The 20,392-nt window shown below is 37.8% G+C and carries 15 protein-coding genes; 10 read left to right on the forward strand and 5 right to left on the reverse strand.

Translation table 11 applies throughout. The features are described 5' to 3' along the window. The 5 genes from N3I35_15060 to N3I35_15080 all read left to right on the forward strand — a co-directional run. On the forward strand, positions 1-252 hold a 252-nt coding region (locus tag N3I35_15060), incomplete at its 5' end, for a DUF1048 domain-containing protein (GenBank protein MCX8131398.1). A gap of 9 nt (positions 253-261) precedes the next feature. Further along, complete coding sequence (locus N3I35_15065; GenBank protein ID MCX8131399.1) at positions 262-612, forward strand: DUF1048 domain-containing protein; 351 nt, start codon at positions 262-264, stop codon at positions 610-612. Between the two features lie 15 nt (positions 613-627). Continuing rightward, a complete protein-coding gene (locus N3I35_15070; protein MCX8131400.1) occupies positions 628-1,389 on the forward strand; it encodes an ATP-binding cassette domain-containing protein in 762 nt (253 codons plus the stop codon). Then, a complete protein-coding gene (locus N3I35_15075; protein MCX8131401.1) occupies positions 1,386-2,141 on the forward strand; it encodes an ABC transporter permease in 756 nt (251 codons plus the stop codon). The genes N3I35_15070 and N3I35_15075 overlap by 4 nt, the downstream gene beginning before the upstream one ends. 652 nt (positions 2,142-2,793) lie before the next feature. After that, entirely contained in the window at positions 2,794-3,915 is a 1,122-nt protein-coding gene (locus N3I35_15080) for a metallophosphoesterase (GenBank protein MCX8131402.1), read from the forward strand. A 174-nt stretch (positions 3,916-4,089) separates the two neighbouring features. Here the strand turns inward: N3I35_15080 and N3I35_15085 are convergent, their stop codons facing one another. Then, positions 4,090-6,591 (reverse strand): DUF4962 domain-containing protein, encoded by a 2,502-nt coding sequence (locus tag N3I35_15085; GenBank protein MCX8131403.1) that lies wholly within the window; start codon positions 6,589-6,591, stop codon positions 4,090-4,092. 490 nt (positions 6,592-7,081) lie between these two features. Between N3I35_15085 and N3I35_15090 the strand changes: the two genes are divergently transcribed. Both N3I35_15090 and N3I35_15095 read left to right on the forward strand, forming a co-directional pair. Continuing rightward, the gene (locus N3I35_15090) at positions 7,082-7,687 is read left to right on the forward strand and encodes an NAD(P)H-dependent oxidoreductase (GenBank protein ID MCX8131404.1); all 606 of its coding nucleotides are present in this window, start codon (positions 7,082-7,084) and stop codon (positions 7,685-7,687) included. 449 nt (positions 7,688-8,136) lie between these two features. Continuing rightward, on the forward strand, positions 8,137-9,462 hold the full coding sequence (locus tag N3I35_15095; GenBank protein ID MCX8131405.1) for a condensation domain-containing protein: 1,326 nt from the start codon (positions 8,137-8,139) through the stop codon (positions 9,460-9,462). Between the two features lie 85 nt (positions 9,463-9,547). On the opposite strand, the gene N3I35_15100 is transcribed toward N3I35_15095, so the two are convergent. The 4 genes from N3I35_15100 to N3I35_15115 all read right to left on the reverse strand — a co-directional run bounded on the left by N3I35_15100 (position 9,548) and on the right by N3I35_15115 (position 12,178). Continuing rightward, positions 9,548-9,760: a helix-turn-helix transcriptional regulator gene (locus N3I35_15100; GenBank protein MCX8131406.1), complete on the reverse strand. Its 213-nt coding sequence runs from the start codon at positions 9,758-9,760 to the stop codon at positions 9,548-9,550. A gap of 10 nt (positions 9,761-9,770) precedes the next feature. Continuing rightward, positions 9,771-10,283 (reverse strand): DUF2975 domain-containing protein, encoded by a 513-nt coding sequence (locus N3I35_15105; GenBank protein ID MCX8131407.1) that lies wholly within the window; start codon positions 10,281-10,283, stop codon positions 9,771-9,773. A gap of 193 nt (positions 10,284-10,476) precedes the next feature. Further along, entirely contained in the window at positions 10,477-11,832 is a 1,356-nt protein-coding gene (locus N3I35_15110) for a permease prefix domain 1-containing protein (protein ID MCX8131408.1), read from the reverse strand. Positions 11,833-11,857: 25 nt separating this feature from the next. Then, positions 11,858-12,178, reverse strand: a complete 321-nt coding sequence (locus N3I35_15115; protein MCX8131409.1) for a PadR family transcriptional regulator — start codon at positions 12,176-12,178, stop codon at positions 11,858-11,860. A gap of 362 nt (positions 12,179-12,540) precedes the next feature. On the opposite strand from N3I35_15115, the gene N3I35_15120 reads away from it, so the two are divergent. The 3 genes from N3I35_15120 to N3I35_15130 all read left to right on the forward strand — a co-directional run bounded on the left by N3I35_15120 (position 12,541) and on the right by N3I35_15130 (position 20,224). Further along, entirely contained in the window at positions 12,541-13,440 is a 900-nt protein-coding gene (locus N3I35_15120; GenBank protein ID MCX8131410.1) for a helix-turn-helix domain-containing protein, read from the forward strand. 30 nt (positions 13,441-13,470) lie between these two features. Next, positions 13,471-14,175 (forward strand): DUF4386 domain-containing protein, encoded by a 705-nt coding sequence (locus N3I35_15125; protein MCX8131411.1) that lies wholly within the window; start codon positions 13,471-13,473, stop codon positions 14,173-14,175. Positions 14,176-14,398: 223 nt separating this feature from the next. Next, on the forward strand, positions 14,399-20,224 hold the full coding sequence (locus tag N3I35_15130; protein MCX8131412.1) for a hypothetical protein: 5,826 nt from the start codon (positions 14,399-14,401) through the stop codon (positions 20,222-20,224). The last annotated feature ends 168 nt before the right edge of the window (positions 20,225-20,392 follow it).

Below are 20,392 nucleotides of genomic sequence, written 5' to 3' on the forward strand. Positions count from 1 at the left end.
GCATGGGAAAAAATTAAAACCAACCTTTTGCCTCACTCAGATTTAACCGGTCGCAACCTCATGCCAATTCTTGACAGTGCGCTTGGTATGCTCGAAGAAACGGCGGCAAACGGTCAGAGTGTCCAAGAGGTTTTGGGTGATGATATCAAAGGCTTCTGTATAGCACTGGCGGGTGAAGAAGGGGCAAAGTCTTATCGCGACAAATGGCGCAAAGAGCTCAACAATAATATCGCTAAAAAATTAGGTAAATAGGAGGATGAAATGAGCATAAAAGATATCATCGAAGGCAAAAAAATGTGGCGGGCGCATGTGGCGCGTGTCAAAACGCTCCCAAAAGATTATCAGATTGTTTATAATGAGATTCAAAAATATCTCTTTAAGGTAGGTCCTGTTGAGCTAACCGACGAAATAGGTTTACTCTCGGGGATTGTCGATCTTTTTGAAGAGGGCGCGGCCTTGGGGAAAGGCGTGCTCGAAGTGACAGGCAGTGACGTAGCGGCCTTCTGCGACGAACTAATCAAAGATTCAAAAACTTACGCTGACATCTATCAAGAATCTGTTGACCAAGAAGTTTACAAGGCCATAAAAAAGGTTACGGATAAAACAAAGTAAAGGTGGGATATCGGGATGGAAAAAGCAATTGAAGTGAAAGGGCTGCAAAAGTCTTTCAAGGGCACAGAAGTTTTAAAGGGCATCAATTTTGAAGTGAAGAGAGGTGAGATTTTCGCGCTGCTCGGCTCTAACGGCGCGGGCAAAACCACGGTGGTCAACATCCTTTCGACACTTCTGAAATCTGATGGAGGAACCGCGAGCGTCTGCGGCTTTGACGTTTCGCGTCAGCCGGGAAAGGTACGCGAAAATATCAGCCTGACCGGGCAGTTCGCCGCTGTGGACGAGATATTGACCGGGCAGGAAAATCTCCTGCTGATTGCTAAACTACGCAGCATTGCAAATCCAGCACAAGTTACCGACGACCTGCTCAAGCGCTTTGGGCTTACTGACGCGGCAAACAAAAGGGCAGGTACGTATTCCGGAGGCATGAAACGCAGGCTGGATATAGCGATGAGCCTTATAGGAAAGCCGCAGCTTATTTTTCTCGACGAGCCGACAACCGGACTTGACCCGGAGGGGCGGCTTGAGGTCTGGAAAACCGTTAAGGAGCTTGCCGGCAGCGGCGTGACGATTTTGCTCACAACGCAGTATCTGGATGAAGCGGAACAGCTTGCCGACAAAATCGCGATCCTTAACGAGGGCAAAATTATCGCTAACGGGACGCTTGAAGAACTTAAAAAGCTGTTCCCGCCTGCAAAAAAACAATATATCGAAAAACAACCGACACTCGAGGAGATTTTCCTCGCGATCATCGGTAAAGGAGGTCAAACAAAATGAAAAACAATACAGGTGTACTCACCGGGCGCTTAATGAAGCACATATTGCGCAGCCCGGACACGATTATCACGGTCGCGCTAACACCGATTGCGATGATGTTGATGTTTGTCTATGTGTTCGGCGGCGCGGTAAAAATGAGTATGGGCTCTGATGTGAATTATATTAATTACCAACTGCCGGGCATACTGTTGATGGCTATTGCGTCAGGCATAGCCTACACCGCCTTCCGGCTGTTTATGGATATGCAGAAAGGGCTTTTCTCGCGGTTCAATTCCATGCCTATCAGCCGCTCGTCGGTGCTGTGGAGTCATGTGCTGACTTCTCTTGTGTCCAACATGCTTACCGTGGTTATTATTATCCTCGTTGCGCTTATTATGGGCTTCCGTTCAAGTGCGGGAATACTTAACTGGCTCGCGGCAGCGGGAATACTCACACTATACACTCTTGCGCTGACATGGATCGCGGTCATTCCAGGGCTCACGGCAAAATCAATGGAGGGTGCGTCCTCATTCTCATATCCGTTGCTCTTCCTGCCCTTTCTCAGTTCAGCTTTTGTGCCGACCGAAACGATGCCCAAAGTCGTCCGTGTTTTTGCGGAGAATCAGCCTGTAACGTCAATCGTTGAGTCGATTCGCTCGCTGTTGAACTCCGAACCCGTCGGAAACGATATCTGGATAGCCCTCGCGTGGTGTGTCGGTATCATGGTTGTTGCTTACCTATTCGCGATGAAGGCGTATCGACGCAGGATATGAAAATATGAGACGCAAGCCGTTTCTTTCATATCAGTCACTTAATATTCTAAACATAAATTAAAGCAAAGTTCTATAGACATTTGATATTTGCTAATATTAATTCGTAAACATTAGGAAAAACGCAGCATGTAAGAATTCAATCGTTTGCATAATCAGATACGTATATTCAGAGAATTTATAAGAAATAGACATAATAAATTATCTCAAGTCCAGTATGTTCCTGTTTCAGGGTTAATTTGTCCATTACCCAGTATACCTTCCATAATATATACCCCGAAGTGATTGATATTTCTATAGCATAGAATAAATAATGCAGAATCTTGCAGTGAATGCAAGTTGTTTTGAAAAAAATACTGGAAAGCTAGTATTTAAGCCCTTTTCAATGAGTTTCTCAATTTCCGTAGAATAAGGTAGAATAATATGTACACTTATTTATTCCACATAGCAGCTAAAATCTTACTTAAACTTGCTGAACGTGTTTAGTGTACTTCTGTCATAAGCTTGACTTATATATTTTCATAATATAGCATTGAAGTAATGAAGATATACTACGCATATTTTACTTCTTAAGCCAATACACTTGTCAGTAATCGTAATTAAGTACTTAAAGTTATTATAGGCATATTGCGTTTTACATTTTGGAGGAAATACGATGCTATTTAGATTCATAATAGTTCCTTTTCTTATGATGATACCCGTAGGAATCTACTTATTTTTTTATCTCCTGCGTATTGCAAATTTTTGGAGAGTAGAACGTATTCTTAAGAAAGTAAAAGTGGTAGCAGCCCTTATTGCAGTTTGCTTAAGTTTGTGGTCTGTCAATCTATTTGGGTATGGTGCTTTGATTGTACTTCATATAGTCGGAATAGCTTTGCTTATGGAGGTACTTAACTTTATATGTACTGCTTTGCATAAATTCATGGGTATAAATATTAACACATGGAACAAAATTTTTCGTAGCGGACTGGTGCCAGTCATTATCACCGGATTGATTATTGGATATGGCTATTACAACATGAAAAATGTAGTGGAGACCGACTATACCATACACACGGGAAAGTTGATCCGTCAAGATGGCTATAGAATTGCAATGATTGCAGATCTTCATTTTGGTACGACTATGAATGAAGAAAAGCTTAAGAAATACTGTAATGACCTTGAAGCAAAAAAGCCTGACTTAGTAGTTTTGTGCGGAGACATTGTCGATCAAAGAACTACCTTTTCACAGATGAAAAATGCTGCGTATATACTAGGTAATATAAAAAGCAGCTATGGCACTTTCTATGTCTATGGAAATCATGATAAGAGCAGGTATGGTTCTGCCCGGAATTTTGATGCACACCAGTTGGAAAATGAATTAATAAGTAATGGAATACATGTACTTGAGGATGAAATATATCATATAAATAATGAGTTTACCGTCATAGGTAGGAAGGATAAAGGCTTTTCTTCTGAACATACGCGAAAAACATGCGAAGAGTTAATAAAAAATGTTGATGCCAATAACTTTCTATTGCTGTTGGACCATCAACCTAGTAAACTTCAGGAGAACAGTAGGGCTGGTATAGATTTGCAATTATCCGGACATACTCATGGAGGACAGATTTGGCCTGAGGGACTGTTTAATGGCATTACAGGAGTTGGAGAGTTAAGTTATGGACATAAAAAGATTGACAAGTATCAGATCATTGTTTCATCTGGGATTGCTGGCTGGGGATATCCGATTCGAACCCAATGCCATTCGGAATATGTCATAGTGGATGTGAGAAGATAGTTTAGGGGATAGAATCAAATTAAATCTGATTTGATTATTATATTTATAGTAAACCTTAATATACTCAAATCCTTTAAAAGAAGACACAAGAGGCTGTTTTGCCAATTGTCGTAAGACAAGAGAGAGACGGAATTTGTCATACTTTTAGTGTCAAAGATCCGTCTCTTTTCTAATCTATTTTATAAATTCAATGCTGACTTTCCCGGGCTCACTTACATCAAATATACAGTAGCCTGAACTTTCACTAAACTTCAGGCTTTTACCATTCAGTGTTAACTTTGATACATTTTTACCTGAGAGATTTTTAATTTTTATTTCTACCGCAGATGTGATACCTGTTATTTCTCCTTCATATTTATTTGCGCTGCTAAAGTCAAAGGCAAGACATACCGGTTTTGAAGAGACAGCCATGATGGTATTGTTATATGAAAGCTTTGTTCCTTCCTTGAACATCCATTTGGGTGTTTTTTCATTGCCTCTGAAATAAATAAATCTGGCATCTGTTGATAAGCCTTTTGCACTTATTTCATTGGAATCCTGCTGCTGCAGGTAAATGTCACGTATATTATTCTTTGTTATGGCTGCTCCAATGTAATCATTACTACTCAAGTTCTCCATTGAAGGGACTTTTTCTTCTACCCCAAGGGGGATGAGAATTTGCATGAACATGGCTTTGTTTGTTCTGCAGGATACATCCAGGTAGCCGAATGAACCGTAATCACCTTTAATATAGCAGACTTCCCCGGATTTATCTGTATAATTGGCTTTTGAAGAAGTAAGAACCCACGAGGCGAGTTTTGATGCACTTCCGTACCTGTCGGTATCGTAGGTCCAAAGGCGGAAGTCCCCCTCCCCAGACATTTTTCCTCGGCCTCCATGTAACAATAAATCATATTTAGAATTGGAGTTCCCCGATAAGTAATCTGAAATGACAAAGTAATCCTGTTCAGGAAAGGCTACGGATCGTGCTATTTTATTACCGTTTTGATAGACGGCTTCTTTTTGTTGAAAATCAAAAAAGCTTGTATCTATATTATATTTTGACAGTGGGGTTTGGTTTATGTTTATATCTTGAGGAGCTTTTCCGTCAGCCAAGACTGTATTATGAGCTTCTCCCTGCATATACCAGGTTTCCCTAATGGGATCGGAAAAATCCTGGCGTGTATACCCGGCATCACTTGCCATTAGCTGGTCTTGCGCGTGTATTGTGAAACTTAGGTGATCATAGTTGTATTGGTTGTCGCTTTCTGCTACACCATGGAAAAGCAAATAACGGCTTTTTGGATCCTTATATGCCCATTTGTTCCTGAAGATCGTCTGACCGCCTTCATCCAGGAATACAGTAGCACTGCAGTTTGGAGCAATTTGCTTTATTTCCGGGCGATAAAGCATATACTCGTCAAGGAGCCAAGTATGATCTGAGCCTGAACCGGTGTAATCGACATTTAGTAAACCTTTTGAATTTATAGGTGGCATTTTGCTTTTATCTTTTTCATAGCTTTTATCCTTTTCAGGAGGATTCTTTTTGTCATTAGTATCAGGTTTTTTCTTTTCGGGGAATTGCATATCTTTTTTTGAATCTTTTTTAAGATTGTCATCCCACAGTGAAATATCAGTTTTAAAATACGACCATTGAAGTAGATTGCCCAATTTAGCTGAAGAATTTAATGGAGTAGAATCCTTCATATAAGCTGCAGCTACCATATGAAGGGGGGCCGGTTTTAGCCATGAGCCTTCTATGTTGGGCATCCATCCGCGTCCGTTACGGATTATTAATGCCCACTCGAAAGCAGGTTTATATATCTTGAAATTATCTACCCCGGATACATTTTTATAGTTCCACAGGAAAGGAACCATATTAACCAGTGAGAACATAAAATAGTGCGAGCCTTCCCTGTATACTCCGTCGGAGCTGAAAAAATAGCTTGTGTTCCGGTTAACTTCATAAAGGGATTTTCTCAACCACTCCTTAGCTTCAGGTTCACTAGAGAGTGTAAGTGCGGCAGAACCCAATCCCCAGGCTGGCTTTGAAAGATGATTATGAGGCCTTGGGGCCCAAACCTCTAGGTTATCATATATGACAGAGGCTTCCTTCTTAAGTTTAGCTCGAATATTTGTATTTTCTTCCGGGGATAAGTCATTATACATCCAGTCATAGGCGTCACAAAAGTTCTGAAGCCAGGGTCCCCTACGCAACTCATCTACAGGACCTCTTTGCTGTGGAGGCATAGAGTAAATGGGTCCCGTATAAGCTTTCTTCAATGCATTTATTGCTTTAGTGCGATACTTTACTTGCTTTGTCATGAGCCATGCAAAAGCATTATATTTTGCTATTCTTGATATATCACCATAATATTTTCGAATTTTTTCTCCGGAGTCACTGCTCTTAACTTCGCTAGGAAAGGGCATTGACAGTTCGGGTGAACTAAAGACGGTATCCCAAAGCTGTTTGGCATAAGAATCTGCATCTTTCTTACTTCTCATCTTTTCTATATCACTGCTGTTGAACCAAAGTGACGGGTGAACTTCTTTTTCTGGCAGTACCGGCACTTCTGAGGTCTTAAACCCGCTGTAGGTTGTATACATACTATTGTCAACACTATACACTGAAAAGCCGGTTGATAGGATTGAAACTATTACTGCTGTTGACAAAAGACACACAAGTTTTCTTTTCATTGCTATTACACCTCTTGATATTTACAATATACAATAGGTATATTATAGCAATATTTGTATACAATCTCCATTAATATGTGACAAGAGTATCAAAAAAAAGTTGACTTATATAAAATAAAGGCAAAACTATTAGTAGCTTGTACGGGTAATTTGCATGGACGAGTTCGGTTCTAGCATATGTATGGGGGGATGATTGCTTTTTCACAAAAGAAAGGTGGAACAGTCTGGGGCTTTGGTGATGATGAATAATGTTAAGTCGGCATATTTACTTAAGTTAATGTAGTATTGAGGCATGCTTGATGAATATAATTTGTATTTATTCCTGAGTTAGTTTTTAATAGTAAATATCAATACCAAAGTTGTAAAGTTATGTAATAGAATCAATGTCATAAAATTTTATGTTATAATAATTTATTGTAAAGAAATGGTTGATAATATCTTATTTCATTATGAAGCTATAATTTATATTAATTTAAAGGAGTAGAATGACATGAGTAAAGTACTTTACATTAAAGCGAATACCACCAGCCCAGAAAAATCAAGAACTTTTAGGATTTCTGATCATTTTGTTCAGGAATATAGAAGGGCTAACCCTAATGATGAGGTGATAACCCTTGATTTATGCAAAGAGGACATTAAATTACCTACTGAAAATGAGGTAAATAGTATAATGATTCCTAAAACAGAAGAAAGCCGGAATAACCCTGTTTTGAAATATGCCTATCAATTTGCGGAATCGGATAAATACATAATTGCTGAACCAATGTGGAATTTAAGCATTCCGGCAATGTTAAAGAATTATATTGATTATGTGACTGTATCTGGAATTACCTTTAAATATACAGAACATGGTGCAGTAGGTCTATTACAAGGTAAAAAGGCTATTAATATTATTACTCGTGGTGGTGATTTTTCGCATGAGCCGTTGAAATCCTTCTTAATGGATGATAAATACTTAAGAGTTGTATTTGGATTTATGGGAATCAGAGATTTTGTAACTATAACAGCTGAAAGACTTGATGTTATTGGCGAAGACATAGAGGCGATAATTCAAAGGGCAGTATCAGAAGCAGGAGAAATAGCTAAAACTTTCTAAAATAGATAAACCTATCACTAATTAAATGCAAAAGTGATTGTTTAAGTCTGAATACGGATTCATTTTTTTGTTTTTAGGAGGAGCACTTAGATATATTCAGTCCATTACCCGGTATAAATTCTGATACAAGCCCAACCAAGATCCATAAAAATTATTAATAAACCCAAGGAGACTATTGCCCTAACGTTATAGTCTCTTTTTGCATTTTAAAAATTATCTTTAGTAAATTTTAAAATAAATTAAGCATTGATTGATAAAAGATATTAGCAATGGTAAAATACAACGTGAGAATTTGGTATTCTATGCAGAGCCTGCACTATTATGTGGATTATGTGAAATTTCAATTTTAAAATAGTTCTTTTTTTTAGAGTTAATAGTATAAAGTCATGAAATAATATCTGATAGGGGGATTTATCCTGTTTGACCGTGAACATAAAAATTATTACGAATTGTCCGATGTTCAGAAAAAGGAATGGAGTTTTATTAGAGATAATATAAATCAATACCCTGATAACCACAGCAGACATATAGGGGGGTATGCAATTTTTGAAGGGATTGTTGATTTTTATATTTTTCAAGAAGCAATTAACATCTTTGTAAAACGAAATGACGGAATCAGATTACGATATAAAGAAATCGACGGTGAAGTATATCAATATGTAAGTGAATATAAGAAAATTTTTGTTGATTTCTTTGATTTTAGTAACTATGATAACCCCAAAATTGAGTTTGATAAATGGCTAGAAAAAGATTTTAGCAAATCATTTAGTGGTTTTGATAACGACCTTTTTTACTTTGCTTTGTTACAAGTGAATAAAAAGCAATCTGTTTTCTATGGGAAGATTCACCATTTGAACTATGATGGTTGGTCTTTTGGAATTATGGTTAACCAAATATTTGACTCGTATATAAAAATTAAGTATGGAGAGGAGTCGGATGCAAAAGATGAGATTTCATATTTACAACATCTTACTGACGAAAAAACATATTTGTTATCTGAAAGGCTTTTAAGGGATAAGTGTTTTTGGAATACGTACTTGAAAGGATATCCCGAACTGTTTTGTCAACCTATTCCAATGGCAATTAAAGTAGTTAATAGGATGTATTGCTTAAATAAAAAATTGACGGCTAGAATCAAAAAATTCTGTAGTAAGAGATTATCGTTATCTTCTTTTTTTATTTCAGTACTGTCTATATATTTATATATTGTATTGCAGCGGGATGATATTTTAATAGGCAGCTATATGTCTAACAGGGGGAGTGCTAAGGAAAAAAAGATTATTGGCTGCTTTGCAGGTGATATGCCTTTAAGGATCAAAATTGATGAAAATCAAACCTTTTACACATTTGCGGATAAGGTCTGTAGAAATATAAAAAGATGTCTTTTTTACTCCAAATATCCTAAATACCTGCTCGCTAAGGATTTGAAAATATATGAAAAAGGTTATAGTAATTTGTATCAAATATCTGTGAACTATAATGTTTTGCGACCGCAAGAGTCTCTTGATGGTATAAAGTTTAGTATAAAAGAATTGTATACGTCAACCTATACAACTACAAATATGCAAATAGAAATAATTGACTGGTTGGAGCACGAAGATAAACTTTTACTTAACTTTATTTTTATGCAGAATGTATTCTCAGAGGGGCAAATTGAGTCAATATATAATGATGTTTGCAAGTTGATCGATGTCCTATTAGAAAATAGTCATGTGGAAATTTGTGACATTAAACTCGGTAAATGGGAAATTTCTAGAAACTATTTAATACCGTAAGTTAGTTGAATGTCAACTGACTTACGGTTTATAGCTACATAACAACTTGCATTTTTAATATGTGTTTTATGAGGATAATATCGGTTTAACTCATATCACTTCTATATTCCAGAATATCACCTGGTTGACATTCTAATACTTTGCAAATTGCCTCTAATGTTGAAAGCCTAATTGCTTTTGCCTTTCCATTTTTCAATATAGAAAGGTTAGCCATTGTTATCCCAACCCTCTCTGAAAGTTCTGTGACACTCATTTTCCTTTTAGCTATCATTACATCAATATTAATTATAATTGCCATGTTATTCACCTCACACCGTTAAATCATTTTCTGATTTAATATCAATCGCTTCTTCTAAAAGTCTTTGAAGAACAGCAGCGAATACTGAGATTACCATTGAAGCAAAGATAGGGATCATTCCGACTATTATGAGACCTGGGGCATCGTCTTTCTCTGCTATGAGATAAACGAATGGCATCATTACCACAAACAAGGTACTGATTGTGATTGCACAGTATTTTATATTCTTTAAAGCCTTAACAGAAATTTGTGAGAAAGCTTTGTTTTTATCAATATAGCTTAAAAGCCTAAAAGCCTTATACAATGCAATGTAAAACGGTATCGCTGAGGCATATATGCCTACTAAAATGGGATATAGTATATGGGCATAATCCGGGTTTACCGGATTATTAGCTAACCAAGGCAAACCCAATATACATAAGGCAAGAACTGGAGTTCCAATAAAAATAACTGCTATCTTTAAGAAAATTGTTGAACTAAAAATTGCAGCTATCTTTAAGGAAATTGTAGAAAATAGTTTCATAAAAGGACACCTCATTTATTTATTTATAGATAAATTATATTTCATAATTTATCGAAAGTCAATAAAATATTATTGAGGTATAATATATTATTATTGTTATCTGAATACGAAATTTAGGTAAAGATGAATTAATAGGCTGAATACTATTATCCAGAGAATACAAACTAAATTGCTTTTTGATTGTCTTTATGAGTTATTTGAAACTAAAAATAATCGGGAACACAAATGCTACAACTGCGATCCAGGCTGCATAAAAGTACAGATAAAATGTTTGCCATCTCTCAAGTATTGAAAACTCAATTTTCTTTGCAAAATAGCGAATGTATAACAAGGCAAGACCGCCAAGGTTAACTAACAATGCGATATTTTCGCCAAGAGCGGCAACTTTGTTCGGAGTAATCCCAAATGATGATAGTCTAAAAAGTATTGCAGACAAAGCAATGCCATCGATAATCAGCGCAACGATTATTAGAGAAAGATTCAAATAATCAAAGATATTTGGAGCAGATTGTTTATCTCTGGCGGAAATCACATAAAGAACAAGGCCGAGAACTAATACAAGCATTAAATCAAATTGGATTAAAAAATCTCTATCCATAAATGGACTTCTTCCTAAAACTATCATGCTTAATAAAAATGCTGTCATGATTATTAGGAACAGAGGGCTGAAAATTTTGGCCAAAACAGGTGCAAAGTTTTCTACGATGCTTCTTTTTGATTCGACTAGAAATACAGTTATCATAGCAGCCGCGCATCCACCGTATACCAAAAAGTACTCGGGGACAAATTTACTAAGGTCGATTTGAATTGCGCTAAATAAAACTAGAGTAAATCCAGATAGGACTACGATTCCAGCTAATGTCAGTCCGCCATAAATCACTGATTCTCCGGTAAAGCGGATGAAATCCATCCTACCTTTGCTGCTGCGCCATTTTTCGCCAATATATGCAACCCCCGTAATTAGCCACAAAAACATAGGTAGATGGATTCCAGTCAGTAATTCAGTATTTTTAGGTGCAAATGACGGATAAAAATTAATTGTTACAGCACTTATAATAAAAATTCCTATGATTATACTGACCAGTTTGCGGTTAAGATTGTGCCTAATTGCGAAGAAACCAACGATAAAAGGCAAAATAAAGAACCCAAGATTTTTAAGAAAAAATAATTCTGACCCCGGGGAGAACATATGATAACCGAAAAGTTCAGGTATTTTTGCCATAGTCCCGGACAATATTGAAAAAATGATGACTAAAAAAATATCCTTGCGGGTCTTTTTCTTGATTTCTGGGTCTATGGAAGCAGAGAATAGATTTTTCCACATTTTTTCCGTATTAACCTTGGAATATTCTGAAGACAGCTTGTTGATACTACCTAAACGTTTCAGACTTATTAAAAATGCTTCATCCTCTGATAATCCCGCTTTAGTTAAGTCTTCGATTTCATCGCGTAAATGACTTTCAAGTTCTAAAATGTCAGTTTCTTTAAGGTTTCCTCCCGAACGTAAATTATCGCTCCATGCACGAATATTTGATTCTAACTCAAACATATTGAAACCTCCTCTATTGATTGTTTTACAACGTTTTTAATAAAGTTGAATGAATCATTTGCCATTGTTTTTTGTGAATATCGAGTTCTTTCAAGCCTTCTTCATTGATCCTGTAATATTTGCGTTGGCGGCCAGTTTGAGAATCTTTCCAGTATGACTCGATTAAACCTTGTTCTTCAAGTCGATGCAAAACAGGGTATAACATTCCTTCAGTCCAGATTAATTCATTACCGGAGAGCTCCTTAACTCTTTTGATAATAGAATAACCATAGCTGTCGTTTTCCTTCAAAATTGCTAAAATTAACGGGATTGCCGATGCGGCAACCAAATCTTTTGATACATTCATAGCATCCCTCATTATACCTAGAACTTCTATGCATATTAATGATACCTCGAAGTTCTAGGTATGTCAATACTGTAATTAATCAGAAGTGTGATTTTTTTTTATGCTCTTATATTATTGCAAAGTTTTCCAGACATATCTTCAGAATATCAAATGTTTTCTAAACCTACCGATAATTTTATTCTACGTATTAGATTTGGATTATTGTATATAGATTTTACAAAATCTTAATATCAGTAAAATGTATTGATTTGTCAGTAATATATTTATTTATTTATCATTTATGATGTAATATAATTAAACTAGTAAAAATGGAATTGGATGGTAAGAAATGCAGACGAGAAATATTTCTAAGGAGCTGAAACATGGCCCATATAATGAGAATCGAATCCATATCTCAAATAAATGAGATGGTTGGATATGAAAAACTCAAACACCCCCTGATAACACTTCTCGAGCCTTCTAAGGTAAAAGTGATACCGGTAATTCAGCAAAAAATCGTAATGAGTTTATATAGTATCAGCCTAAAAAGTGGCCATGAATGTAAAATAAAATATGGTCGTCAGAACTATGATTTTCAGGAAGGGACCCTGATGTGTTTAGCACCTGGGCAAACCATAGAGCCGTTAAGTTCATCCGATAGTACAGAATTGGATGGATGGGTTCTTATTTTTCATCCTGATCTGATAAAAAAAAGCGCACTTAGCAAAAAGATGAATGAGTATACTTTTTTTTCATATGATTCACATGAGGCACTTCACCTGTCAAATCAGGAAAGAAGAACGGTCACCGATATAGTAAAAGCAATAAAGTATGAGTATAGTCAGAATTTAGATATATATAGCCAGGATTTGATCATTTCAAACCTTGAGCTTTTGCTAAATCACTGCAAACGTTTTTATAGTAGGCAATTTGTTACACGTACAAATGTAAACAAGGATGTGGTTATCCGGTTTGAAAAATTTTTGAAGTCTTATTTCGACTCCGACAAACCAAAAACGCAGGGATTGCCCAGTGTCAAATATTGTGCTAACGTAATGTGCTACTCTCCAAATTATCTAAGTGATTTGCTGAAAAAAGAAACAGGTAAAAACGCTCAAGAGCACATTCACTTTTACTTGATTGAAAAAGCGAAAATCATGCTCCTGGGAACTCAGGAACCAGTAAATAGTATTGCACATTCATTAGGATTTGAATATCCTCAGCATTTTTCGAAACTTTTTAAGAATAAAACCGGGATGTTACCGTCTGAGTATAGAAATTAACAAAACAATTGATTAACGAGGAGGAGAGACATGAATTCAAACAAAAAAGCTGCAAGAATTGCAGGAATGTGGTATTTGTTTATGGCTCTATTTTATACTTTCAGCATGATCTATGTTGACTCTTCATTTTATGTACCAGGTGATGTTGTGTCTACAGTCAATAATATTCTCGCTTCAGAGTGGATATTCCGTTTAGGCTTCATAAGCTGTCTCATAGGTCATATCTGCTTCTTGTTCCTGGCAAATGCACTATACAAGTTGTTTAAACCAGTGGACAGCAATTTGGCCAGACAGATGGTAATACTTATTATTGTTGGTGTCTCGGTAGCTTTCCTCAACAGGCTTAACCAGCTTGCTTCAGTCCTGCTCCTGAATGGTGCCGGATATCTCTCAAGCTTTAAGACTTCTCAGTTACATGCATTGGCAATGGTGTTTCTTGATTTGCACAAGCATGGAGGAATGATTACCATGATTTTCTGGGGACTCTGGCTTCTTCCACTCGGACTGCTTATTTTTAAGTCGGATATTATTCCTAAAGTTCTGGGAATTCTGTTAATAAGCGCATGCTTCTGCTACCTGATTGATTTCTTTGTGTTCTTCTTTTTCCCAGGCTATATAGAAGCAACCGATACAGTATTCTCTGTCGTCGAGGCTGTTGCTGAAGTATCATTTATCCTGTGGCTGCTGATTAGAGGTGTAAAAGGTAAGAAATCAGATGCATGCGGAGTGACCTGAAGGATCGCGGCAAGGAAGCCGGTGCATTGACACGTCGGTCGAAATTTGGTAGATTTGGTAATATGTATATATACATATTACCAAATGTGCGAAGAAAAGTAAAAAAAGGTTCAGCATGGGTATTACTATACCACTAAGCTCAAGCTGTGAAATGGTAAGTAAGAATATTGTGTGTATGCATCTGTCGCGTTAACATAATATAAAGTAAAGGGAGCTTCGAGCTATGGAAATAAGTGAAATGAAAGAGTTGTTCAATAACGCAATAATTGCTTTGCCATCTTTAGATAAAAGTAAAACAATATCTGTTAAAGGGCTTCTGGAGCTGATCAGCATTAATACTGAGGGGTTGATACTTCCTCAGGCGTCTATTGTATTGAATACCTTAAAGTCCATCACAAAAACTAAAGTGCTTGAAATCACTGGCATGGTACAGATTGATAATTGCAATATGAATATAGTGCTCAGTATCGCAAAAAATGAACAGACCAAAGGTGTAAGCATTACCTTGGACTTTGAAGGTGAAAGCGGACAGGTACTATCATTTTCAGAGAGCTTAAATTCCCTACTTCCCCAATTATCCTTATCTAACGAATATATTCCGGTCGGTTTGGATTTGTCCTTAAGGAAAATAAGTCTGTCATATGATACTGCAAGCAAAAAGCTAAACGGCACACTTAAAGGAATTGCAGCTATAGATAAGTTTTCCATCGATATTAGCGGAAAAATAGCAGATAAGGAGGCAAGCCTTTCTTTCAGCATTCCGTCAGTAAGTTTAAGAAAAGCAGTATCAATACTCGTAGCTGATGCAGATGTGCCAGGAATTCTTCCTGAAATAATTCTTGATAATATGAGTTTTACTGTTTCATCTAAAAGTGGATTTACTGTAAAAGGGACATCTTCTCTGACATGTTGGGAGTGGGATATTGGTACCGGGCATCCCTTCAATGCTCAAATAAGAGGAGAATTACTTCTAAAACGCGAGCCTGGCAAAAGCATTATGCTGGTCTTTGATGTGATTGGCGAGGGGGATGTTATACTGGCAGAAAATGACTTGTATATTACGTCCATAGGGCTAAAGCTGCGGCTGAATGCGGATAAAACCTGGTCAGTCAGCGGAAATACAGTGATTGTGCTTTTGGGAGAACCTTTTACCCTTGATGCTGTTTACGAAAAAAAGACTGAAAAACTCACTCTGTCGGGAGCTGCAAAAAATGGGGGATACTTCAGATATATCCTGGAGGATATAGGAGAAATAGCTTTCAAAGACTTGAAGATTATATTGCAGAAAAACGTGAAAAAGTTTGCATTTTCAGTAGAGGGTGAGGGCGGCATCAAAATATACAGTCTGTTTGGGGTACCCGGTATGGAGCAATGTGAAAATCTTTTGAATGTAAACATGGCTGTCAGCCTGTTCTACGACCAAAAGAACTATGGTATAGTATTAAGGCCAGACAAAGCTGATCTGACTATTCCTATCCCTGCCCCTGTAAAGGATGGAGCAATCTTTTTTGATATAATGTTCGGGGGTTTGCCGGAATCCGATCATAGCACAAAAGGCGGCGGGATATTCTTGACGAAAAATGAAATTTCCGCATCAGTAAAGTTGAGGTTCAGAGGGCTGCCGGAAGAGCTGTATGCCCTTGTGCCCAAGGATGGTTCAACTGCCACTCTCAAGATATCCAATAAAGGTGCTGAGTTAGGTATAGACCGTATCACTGCTCCAGTGGAAATAGCCATACCTCCATTAACTACAAATGACCCTTCTACAGGTGAGGAGCGAATGGTGGATTTGGGTAAAGCATTGATTGATATGACAGATCTCAAGCTAATCCTTGGCAAGGAAATACAGCTTTCTGTATTATTCGGTGTGGGGATACCCCAACTTCTCAATAAGATATTCGGCATTAAGGAAGATGGAAGCCCTTCAGTAGAATTCTTTAATACATATGATGCAAGGGACGAAGCTAGCAAGGAAGAAACTACCATAAAAATGAAACTAAGCATCGGTACAGAGGGAGTTTCAGCTACGATTGTCGGTAAAGCCTCTCCTATTAAGGCAATCAAGCTTAATACCGAAAATGATAAAACTTGGATTCATTGCAATTTGGGTGAGTTTGGACAAGCAAGCTTCCAAATGCCTGTCCTCAGTCTGGACGCAAAAAGCGGAAGTTTCAGGGCAAGTGGTGGTTTCGATGTCACAAAACCCTTGGCATTGCCCCTTACTCCATTCAAAGCTCTCTTTGAGCTTGCAGGTTTGAAGGATTTATCGAATATGCTGCCTAACAGCATCTCGATGTACCTGGCACACCAGTTTGAGCATTCCGAGTGGCCGGATAAAGCAATGCCTCGTCCTTCATTGCTTGACAGTCAGGGAAACCTTGATACGGCAGAAATAAAAAGAGTATTTACCGGTTTTGCAGACTCAATGGCGGTAAAAATACCTGATGAGTTGTTAAGACAGTTTGATATGCTGGGGGATTGCTTTGACAGTCTGCCGGAAAAATTAAGACAATACCTGCAGTTCGAAATGCCAAAAAGCTTTTCCTTTGATCTTTCAGTTACAATTGATGGTGGAATTACATTTGAAGCCGGTGTGAAAGACGGAGACGAGCCGCTTAAGATTATTTTTCCGGCTACAAACGGTTTTGGTCCCATACTTGTAGGAATTGAACTTACAAAAGTTGCCTTCGGAGAAATACTATCAGGCAACTTCTTTACGCTGGAAGCGGGAGTATGTGTAGATGTCTTCGATATTTCACAGATTATTGCAGCTTTGGTTTTGAAAAAAGTCTCAGACAAAATCCCCGTTAAATTGCCGGTTTGTGCGCCTGACTTCATTCACACAAGAATAATTCTTGATGATGTGTACATGATTATTGATTACAAAACAGTAGCTATGATCACTGATGTACCTATCCCAATACCTATTCCTGTGTTCTTTAAGCAACTAGGAATTGTGTACACCGACCTTTCGGGTGCAGAAATACGTGCAAATACAGCATTTCCAAAGCCAAAATTGGATTTATCGGCTTTTGGCAAAATACTGCTGCAATTAAAGGATTTTTTTACAAAACATGATTCCATGATAGTACCTGAAAAATTAAATACAGATATGGACCTGCGGTTTATACTAAACCAAAACTTTATTACGCTTCCCCAATTTATCGGAGGCAGCAAGCTTTCTTTTGATGGCCTGAACGGAGAGAACAGTTCCCTTGCTTTTAATGGGAAAAGCCGCCTGGAAATTAGTTATCCGGAGAAATATCTGCAAGCCTTTACAATAGAATTATGGTTCAGGAGATATAGAGAAGGTGCAGAGGTAGAGGTTTTAGCTGCCGGCAGCAGAATGGAAACCTTTGAAATTCATCTGGGCGGGGAAAGCGGCTCAAATAGTGTCCGTTTCATTCCTATTCCAGGCTTTTATGTGGATACAACAGCAGAATGCTTTACATCAGAACATTGGGTTCATTTGGCTTGCGTATATGATCCGCGCCAAATGCCCAAGCCGGCAAGAATATATATAAACGGGATAGAACAAAAAACAACCCAACAGAATATAGGGATTCGACATACTTTGAAAGACACACCCTTCAACGGGTTATTCATAGGCTGCCGCGGGAACAAGAAGTACTACTTTGAAGGAGAAATTACTGATATACGGCTGTGGAATAAAGCACGTACCGGAAGTGAAATAAGAGAAAACATGAGTTTCAGATTGCTTTCAACAGAGGAAAACCTGATTGGGAATTGGCCTCTTCTGGATGGAGGCGGTACAGACAAAGGAATTTATGACCTCACAAGAAATAGCTCCTACACTAAAAAATGTGAAACAAGTTGGTCAAGGTCTGCGCCGTTTACAAATGACCGCTTGGAACTCAGCTTACTTGCTGTATGTGCAGCTTTTATGAATAGCATGAAAAGACTGAATATAAACGAATTAATACGTACTATACCTCTAAATTATAGAATAGGTTACTTACATCTTCCCGCTTCCGTGATACCATTGGATGTAGAGGCGGCTTGGATGGTTGCTACACCTGACGAATTTGAAAGTGTGTCAGGCGGTACAATCTGCTATGCTGGAGATGAAGCAAGCAGGCAGGTGCTGGAGGAGAAAATCAGTGAATTTAGACCTGTACGCAAGGACTTGCTTGAATTGCTGGATGTGGAGCAAAGGACAAATGCAATACTGAATCAGATAAATACAGCACCCGACACTTTGAAAAAAGTTAATGGACAGGGCCTGGCAATATTCTTGAAAGGCAGGACTTCTTTTAGGGGGCTGCAAACTGGCGAGTACACACCGGCAGCCTTCGGGGAAAATGAAATTTCCGTAATGTATGCCCTTACAACTTCAAATTCTAAAGGTTTTGCCACAGGGTACAAAATAGCAGCAAAACTGAAAGATATCTTTGATATTGAGGCTTTTGGACATATATCAGTTAATAATGAAATAAATGCTGCTAACCCCAATAATGCCGTAAAACTTATAGGATACGGACATCTTGATCTTCCTGCCTTAAATCACCGGCCTTTTAAAGGATTTATCAACTATATCCATAATATCCTGGAATTTGAGGGTCAGCTCGCACTATTTCCGGAAGACTTTTTCTATCAAGGCTTAAAATACCAGATTGAAGGCGCTCTCAAAGGATATCTGAGCAAAGAAAATTTTTATTTCTTTGGTTCTGTAAATTGCAATTTAGGCAGTTTGCGACTGGAAGGCGCTTCAGTCTACATCAGTCCTGAGCATGCTTATGCTGAGGGAACGTGGATGGGGGCGTCCGCTAGACTTGACATAATAAAAACCCAATATGGAATAGGTCTGGAAGGCAACGCGGGAATTTCACACTGCGGATTTAATGCTTTTGCTAACATCAAAATAGATACTTCACCGCTTTCCCTGAAAATCGGGGGAACTATTGCAGATGTTCGGGTTGAACCTTTTTTGAAAGTTACAGGTCTAAAAGAGAATGAAGGAGCAGCATTTACCATGGAATTTAAGGATATGAATCCTGTCATGGTTATTGAGGGCAAAGCAGAACTTCTGGGAGTATCAGCGGAAACAAATATTCATGCCTCCACCGCCGGATTTTCCTTTGATGTTAGCGGAAAACTTTTTGAAATGTTTGATTGCAAGCTTGAGGCTGAAGGTTTGATGATTAACGACCCGACTACTTTCAAAGTAAAAGGTACTTTTATTGAGGGAGAACAAGGGTATTGTACCTATATCAGAAATAGTGCTGTTTCAATAATCAATTCCTTAATGGACAGTGCAAATACTGTCTTTGAAAATATTAATACTGAATTGTCAAAACGTCAGGAAGAATTAAGACAAATCGATGACCGTATAAATAGCAGAAAGTCAGAGGTTTTGGCACAGATTGAAGAAAGCAGCAAAAACATTGAAGCTCTGAAGAGAACAGTTGAAGGATTTCAATATGAAGTTGATAAAATTCAAAACAATATCAATGAGCTTCAGGAAAGAAAAAGCAAACTCGGCAGAGAAATTGAACAGCTAAATCGCAGGCCCTGGTGGGAACAATGGGATTTGCCGGTTCAGGTCGGGTCGCGTGTAGGAGAACAAATAGCTATTGATGCAGAAATAGTTGTAATGAGAGTTTCACAGGAAGGTGTCAGGGCATCGCTGGAGTTGGCAAAGATAGCCTTGAGTATGGCTCAATCAGCAATTTCTGTTTTACCCGTTGAATTAGACCCTGAAATATTAATATTAACAGCTTCAAAAGAAACAATATTACAGGCAATTGAAATGCTTAAGCTTTCTCTTAAGGGTACAAATACAATTTTCCATGCAGGCGGAGGTCTTTTAGCGGAATACATTCGGGTAAATGGTGCAACCGATATACTTAAAGTCGACAATGCAGAGTTTGAGTGTAAACTTGAGGAGATTAAGAATTCTGAGATTGATATCAGATTGAAAAATGTAGAATTTATGGGCAATAAGGTATTTGACACACTTGAATGCAGGTTTGATTTTTCAAATCCAATAAAAAGTATGCAGGAATTAATAACCGGAAAACTACTTTAATTAGCCTGTTCGGTGTGTAAAAATCGGCGTTTACCAATTACCCTGAAGGCTATATGGAAAAAGTAGCATAAGTAACTTGAATACGGCATTATACCGGACTAAATAGAATCATTCAAGAAATATAAATCACTGAAAAAGCTGCTGCACACTAAAGTTTCAGTTTGTGCA

It is taken from the genome of Clostridia bacterium (assembly GCA_026414765.1).
Classification (GTDB): Bacteria; Bacillota; Clostridia; order Acetivibrionales; family DSM-27016; genus SKW86.